The organism is Pseudomonas sp. PA-4-8C, assembly GCF_021606625.1.
GTDB classification, from domain to species: domain Bacteria; phylum Pseudomonadota; class Gammaproteobacteria; order Pseudomonadales; family Pseudomonadaceae; genus Aquipseudomonas; species Aquipseudomonas lactis.
The window spans coordinates 1-4,387 of sequence record NZ_WKCD01000369.1 but is presented as its reverse complement, the minus strand read 5'-3'; the positions used below and the strand labels follow the sequence as shown (position 1 = coordinate 4,387).

At 60.1% G+C, this 4,387-nt stretch carries 4 protein-coding genes and 1 pseudogene; 4 read left to right on the top strand and 1 reads right to left on the bottom strand.

Annotation, left to right across the window (positions count from 1 at the left end; genetic code table 11):
• Positions 1-79: 79 nt before the first annotated feature.
• The 4 genes and pseudogenes from GIW04_RS28235 to GIW04_RS28220 all read left to right on the top strand — a co-directional run.
• A pseudogene (locus tag GIW04_RS28235) lies at positions 80-439 on the top strand (urate hydroxylase PuuD); the annotation flags it as partial.
• A gap of 195 nt (positions 440-634) precedes the next feature.
• Positions 635-1,978: a nucleobase:cation symporter-2 family protein gene (locus GIW04_RS28230; protein ID WP_003192826.1), complete on the top strand. Its 1,344-nt coding sequence runs from the start codon at positions 635-637 to the stop codon at positions 1,976-1,978.
• Positions 1,979-2,022: 44 nt separating this feature from the next.
• Positions 2,023-2,391, top strand: coding sequence for a hypothetical protein (locus GIW04_RS28225; protein WP_137204238.1), 369 nt, complete (start codon positions 2,023-2,025; stop codon positions 2,389-2,391).
• A 23-nt stretch (positions 2,392-2,414) separates the two neighbouring features.
• Positions 2,415-3,200, top strand: a complete 786-nt coding sequence (locus tag GIW04_RS28220) for an outer membrane protein OmpK (RefSeq protein ID WP_003192827.1) — start codon at positions 2,415-2,417, stop codon at positions 3,198-3,200.
• A 108-nt stretch (positions 3,201-3,308) separates the two neighbouring features.
• On the opposite strand, the gene GIW04_RS28215 is transcribed toward GIW04_RS28220, so the two are convergent.
• A partial coding sequence (locus tag GIW04_RS28215; RefSeq protein ID WP_236479430.1) for a patatin-like phospholipase family protein occupies positions 3,309-4,387 on the bottom strand: 1,079 nt, incomplete at its 5' end.

Below are 4,387 nucleotides of genomic sequence, written 5' to 3'. Positions count from 1 at the left end.
CTTAGTAATTTTTTTTTTTTTTTTTAAAAGAAAAAGACGACAGACGAAACACCGGCAACGGCCTGGGGGGCGGGGAGTGGTGAAAAGGAGACCCCTGCCGGAAACTGCATTGGGCGGTGGTTTGAAACCCGCCGCGCCTGCCGCACCCGCCGCTGAACCGGCACCGGCCCAGGCCACCACGGACTTCGGCCAGGTGCACCACGTGATCGAGCAACGCTGCACCGTGTGCCACTCGGCCAAGCCCACCAGCCCGCTGTTCAGCACCGCTCCGGCTGGGGTGATGTTCGACACACCGGCACAGATCCAGCAACAGGCCGCGCGCATTCAAGCGCAGGCCGTGGCCAGCCAGATCATGCCGCTGGGCAACATTACCCAGATGACCCAGCAGGAGCGGGATTTGATCGGCACCTGGATCAACCAAGGGGCCCGTACCAACTGACTGTTTCACACCGTTCCCATGTGGGAGCTGGCTTGCCTGCGATAGCGGTAGATCACCAACGCTTTCGTTGACTGACACACCGCCATCGCAGGCAAGCCAGATCCCACAAGGGAGATCAGTGATGGCTTGAAGATTGAGTTTCATCCGGCAATTGAATGCCAAACAACACAAAAATAAAAAGATTCGAGGTGTTGCATGTCCCAGTTAGAAACGCAGACTCCTGCCGCGCCCGCCATGGTGCGGCTGCCCCTCTTGCAATTGATTCTGGTAGGCCTGCAACACGTCTTGCTGATGTACGGCGGTGCCGTCGCCGTGCCCCTGATCATTGGCCAAGCCGCCGGCTTGAGCCGTGAAGAAATCGCCTTTCTGATCAACGCCGACCTACTCGTAGCCGGTATTGCCACCATGGTGCAGTCGTTCGGCATCGGCCCGATGGGGATCCGCATGCCGGTGATGATGGGCGCCAGTTTTGCCGCCGTGGGCAGCATGGTCGCCATGGCCGGCATGCCCGGTATCGGTTTGCAGGGCATCTTTGGCGCGACCATCGCCGCCGGGTTCTTCGGCATGCTGATCGCGCCGTTCATGTCCAAGGTGGTGCGCTTTTTCCCACCGCTGGTGACCGGTACGGTGATCACTGCCATCGGCCTTTCGCTGTTTCCCGTGGCGGTGAACTGGGCCGGCGGAGGTAGCGCCGCCGCCACGTTTGGCTCGCCGGTCTACCTGGCGATTGCCGCCCTGGTGCTGGGCACAATCTTGCTGATCAACCGCTTCATGCGCGGCTTCTGGGTGAACATCTCGGTGCTGATCGGCATGGGCCTGGGTTACGCGCTGTGTGGCGTGATCGGCATGGTCGACCTCAGTGGCCTGGCCCAGGCGCCATGGGTGCAGGTGGTAACGCCGTTGCACTTTGGCATGCCCAAGTTCGAGTTGGCGCCAATCCTGTCGATGTGCCTGGTGGTGGTGATCATTTTTGTCGAGTCCACCGGCATGTTCCTCGCCCTGGGCAAGATCACCGGCCAGGAGGTCACGCCGAAGATGCTGCGACGCGGCCTGTTGTGTGATGCCGGCGCGTCGTTCTTTGCCGGCTTCTTCAACACCTTTACCCACTCCTCCTTCGCCCAGAATATCGGCCTGGTGCAGATGACCGGCGTGCGCTGCCGCTCGGTCACGCTCATGGCCGGCGCGTTCTTGATCGTGCTCAGCCTGCTGCCCAAGGCGGCCTATCTGGTGGCGTCGATTCCACCTGCGGTACTCGGCGGCGCGGCGATTGCGATGTTCGGCATGGTGGCGGCAACCGGGATCAAGATTCTGCAGGAAGCCGACATCGCCGACCGCCGTAACCAGTTGCTGGTGGCAGTGAGTATCGGCATGGGCCTGATCCCCGTGGTACGCCCGGAGTTCTTCGCACAGCTGCCGTTGTGGATGAGCCCGATTACCCACAGCGGCATCGCCATGGCCACCCTCAGTGCGCTGTCGCTGAACATCCTGTTCAACATTCTCGGCGGCGCTGAGCGCCCCGAAGTCGCACATACGCATTGATTCCTTTGTTAGTACAAAAATAACAACAAACAGGGAACACCCACATGCACAACCTTGACATGGGGCCGGCCACACGCCGCGCCCCATTCTTGCCCCTCGCGCTCTGTTACAGCGCACTTGAGCCCAGGCCTGGGAGCCAGTATTCTCCGCGCCCGCTCGAATCGACTCAAAAAAAAACAGCGAATGTAAAAGCTGACCTCAAGGCCAACTTATCCCGGCCTGATGTTTGCTGCCAAAGTGCACAAAAGTCCCCTGAATTCGACTGCATCCGCTGCAGCCGACGGGGATTTTTTGGCTTTTTGAACACCTTGGCGCAGCTCTTGCTAAAAGCATCAAAGCTGACCGAACAGACGATTTTTGCAGCGAACCAAAAGGCGCCACACCAGAGCGCCTGCGTAGAAGAAAAACCATAAAATTTTAACTCGGGAGCAACCGAATGAAACCTATGTTCAAAGGCCTGATGCTGGCAGGATCACTGTTGGCCGGTGGCCAAGCCGTAGCCGGTGACTTGTTGCAGTGGCAAAACAACAGCCTGACTTACCTGTGGGGCAAGAGCTTTACCGTCAACCCGCAGATCCAGCAAACCGTCACCTTCGAACATGCCGACGCGTGGAAGTATGGCGATAACTTCTTCTTCCTAGACCGTATCTTTTACAACGGCAAGGAAGACGGCAATGTCGGCCCGAATACTTACTACGGCGAGTTCAGCCCGCGTTTGTCGTTCGGCAAGATCCTGGACAAGGACCTGTCGTTCGGCCCAATCAAGGACGTGCTGCTGGCCTTCACCTACGAGTTCGGCGAGGGCGATAACGAGTCCTACTTGCTGGGCCCGGCATTCGATTTGAACATTCCCGGTTTCGACTACTTCCAGCTGAACTTCTACCAGCGCCAGACCGAAGGCAATCGCCCGGGTGACGGCGTGTGGCAGATCACCCCGGTGTGGTCGTACACCATTCCCGTGGGTAATTCTGACGTGCTGATCGACGGTTTCATGGACTGGGTGGTGGATAACGACAAGAACGCCCGCGGCACTTACCACGCCAACCTGCACTTCAACCCACAGGTCAAATACGACTTGGGCAAAGCCTTGCATTGGGGCGACAAGCAGTTGTATGTGGGTTTTGAATACGACTACTGGAAGAACAAATACGGGATCGAGGATTCGGGCGCGTTCAAGACAACCCAGGATACGGCGAGCTTCCTGGTCAAGTACCACTTCTAAAGGTTGATCGCGGTTCCTTGTGGGAGCTGGCTTGCCTGCGATCGCGGTGTGTCTGTGCCAGCAGTGTTGGCTGGCATACCGCTATCGCAGGCAAGCCAGCTCCCACATTCAGTTCGGCGTCAGGCCGAGGAAACGGGTGATTTCTTCGCGCTTGGCCAAGGCATCCTTGCGCCCCAGTTCGATCAACTCGCTGCAATACCCCGCCTCGAACAACAGATAACTCAACACCCCCGCGCCGCTGGTCTTGGTCGCCCCAGGCCCCCGCAAAAACACACGCAGTGCCGCCGGCAATTCCTGGCGATGTCGCGCGGCGATTTCATCGATGGGCTGGCTGGGGGCAATCACCAGCACCTCCACTGGCGCCAGGCCCTGGACCGCCGCATCCACAGGCACGACGCGGCTGAACTGGTTCAAGCGCTCCAGCAGCTCGATATCGCTTTCCAGGCTGTCAATGAACGTGCTGTTGAGCATGTGCCCGCCAATTTGCGCCAGGGTCGGTTGCTGGCCGGTGTAAGTGCGTTGCACCGAAGGTTCATTGCCCCGAGGGTTGCCACTCACCCCCACCACCAACACGCGACTGGCGCCCAGGTGCAAGGCCGGGCTGATGGGGGCGGACTGGCGCACCGCGCCATCGCCGAAGTACTCCTGGCCGAGTTTGACCGGGGCAAACAGCAGCGGGATCGCCGAACTGGCCAGCAGGTGCTCTACGGTCAATTGGGTGGGCACACCGATACGCCGATGGCGCAGCCAGGCATCAATGGTGCCGCCGCCCTGATAGAAGGTCACCGCTTGCCCGGACTCATAACCAAACGCGGTCACCGCCACCGCCTGCAAATGCTGGCGACGGATCGCCTCGTCGATGCCGTCCAGGTTCAAGCGCTCCTGCAACAGCTCGCGCAGCGGTGAGCTGTTGAGCAACGCCACCGGCACCTGGGCGCCCAGGCCCAGCAGGCTGTGGATCAGGAAACGACTGGCCTGGCGCATCACCCCCGGCCAGTCACTGCGCAGCACCTGGTGGCTGCGAAAGCCCTGCCAGAAGGACGTCAGCCGTTGGATGGCCGCGGAAAAATCGCTGGCGCCACTGGCCAGGCTCACCGCATTGATCGCACCAGCGGAGGTGCCGACGATCACCGGAAAAGGATTCGCTGCCCCCGCAGGCAGCAACTCGGCAATCGCCGCCAACACCC

What these genes read in the sequence shown, in the direction of transcription:
- GIW04_RS28230 (WP_003192826.1), top strand. Translation starts at nt 635, where the DNA reads ATGTCCCAGTTAGAAACGCAGACTCCTGCCGCGCCCGCCATGGTGCGG.
- GIW04_RS28220 (WP_003192827.1), top strand. Translation starts at nt 2,415, where the DNA reads ATGAAACCTATGTTCAAAGGCCTGATGCTGGCAGGATCACTGTTGGCC.
- GIW04_RS28225 (WP_137204238.1), top strand. Translation starts at nt 2,023, where the DNA reads ATGCACAACCTTGACATGGGGCCGGCCACACGCCGCGCCCCATTCTTG.